At 68.5% G+C, this 1,744-nt stretch carries 2 protein-coding genes; both read left to right on the top strand.

Features of this window, described 5'->3' with window-relative positions; genetic code table 11:
* The coding region (locus tag STRAU_RS19400) for an ABC transporter ATP-binding protein (RefSeq protein ID WP_052029161.1) at positions 1 to 1,020 on the top strand (1,020 nt) is incomplete at its 5' end.
* An 11-nt stretch (positions 1,021 to 1,031) separates the two neighbouring features.
* A partial coding sequence (locus STRAU_RS19405; RefSeq protein ID WP_037660460.1) for an ABC transporter ATP-binding protein occupies positions 1,032 to 1,744 on the top strand: 713 nt, incomplete at its 3' end.

Genomic DNA, 1,744 nt, shown 5'->3' on the forward strand with positions numbered 1-1,744 from the left:
GTGCGCGATCTGAAGGTGCACTTCCCGACCGACGACGGCCTGGTGAAGTCCGTCGACGGGCTCAGCTTCCAGTTGGAGAAGGGCCGCACCCTCGGCATCGTGGGCGAGTCCGGCTCCGGCAAGTCGGTGACCTCGCTCGGCATCCTCGGCCTGCACACGGCCGGGCAGTACGGCAGGCGCAAGGCCCAGCTCTCCGGCGAGATCTGGCTGAACGGCACCGAGCTGCTCAGCGCCCCTGCCGACGAGGTGCGCAAGCTGCGCGGGCGCGAGATGGCGATGATCTTCCAGGACCCGCTGTCCGCGCTGCACCCGTACTACTCCATCGGCAAGCAGATCACCGAGGCGTACCGGGTCCACAACAACGTCGACAAGAAGGTCGCGCGCAAGCGGGCCATCGACATGCTCGACCGGGTGGGCATCCCGCAGCCGGACAAGCGCGTCGACGCCTACCCGCACGAGTTCTCCGGTGGCATGCGCCAGCGCGCGATGATCGCCATGGCGCTCGTCAACAACCCGGAGCTGCTGATCGCGGACGAGCCCACCACGGCGCTCGACGTGACGGTCCAGGCGCAGATCCTGGACCTGATCCGCGATCTGCAGAAGGAGTTCGGCTCCGCGGTCATCATGATCACCCACGACCTGGGCGTGGTGGCCGAGATGGCCGACGACCTGCTCGTGATGTACGGCGGCCGGTGCGTCGAGCGCGGCAGTGCGCAGCAGGTGTTCTACGAGCCCCAGCACCCCTACACGTGGGGCCTGCTCGGCTCGATGCCGCGCATCGACCGCGAGGAGACCGAGCGTCTCGTGCCGGTCAAGGGCTCCCCGCCCAGTCTCATCAACCTGCCGAGCGGCTGCGCCTTCAACCCGCGCTGCCCGTACGCCGACGTGCCCAAGGACCAGATCACGCGCAGCGAGCGCCCCGAGCTGACCCTGGTCGGCTCCGGGCACTACTCGGCGTGCCACATGTCGCGCGAGGAGCGCACCAAGATCTGGACCGAAGAGATTGCGCCGAAGCTGTGAAGGACCAGGACATGACCATCCCCCCGCAGGCGAAATCCGCCACGGACGCCGAGCGGGACGTGCTGCTCAAGGTCGAAGGACTGGTGAAGCACTTCCCCATCAAGAAGGGTCTGCTCCAGCGGCAGGTCGCGGCCGTCCAGGCCGTCGACGGGCTGAGCTTCGACGTGCGCTCCGGTGAGACGCTCGGCGTCGTCGGCGAGTCCGGCTGCGGCAAGTCGACGATGGGCCGGCTCATCACCCGGCTGCTCGAACCGACCGGCGGGCGCGTGGAGTTCGAGGGCGTGGACATCACGCACCTGGGCACGGCGAAGATGCGGCCGCTGCGCCGCGATGTCCAGATGATCTTCCAGGACCCGTACTCGTCGCTGAACCCCCGGCACACCATCGGCACGATCGTCGGCGCGCCGTTCAAGCTCCAGGGCGTGCGGCCCGAGGGCGGCCTCAAGAAGACCGTCCAGGACATGCTGGAGCGTGTCGGGCTCAACCCCGAGCACTACAACCGCTATCCGCACGAGTTCTCCGGCGGCCAGCGGCAGCGCATCGGCATCGCCCGCGCGCTGGCCCTCAAGCCGAAGCTGGTGGTGGCCGACGAGCCCGTCTCGGCCCTGGACGTGTCCATCCAGGCGCAGGTCGTCAACCTCCTCGACGACCTCCAGGACGAGCTCGGCCTCACCTACGTGATCATCGCGCACGACCTGTCGGTCATCCGGCACGTGTCCGACCG

It is taken from the genome of Streptomyces aurantiacus JA 4570, from assembly GCF_000414115.1.
GTDB classification, from domain to species: domain Bacteria; phylum Actinomycetota; class Actinomycetes; order Streptomycetales; family Streptomycetaceae; genus Streptomyces; species Streptomyces aurantiacus_A.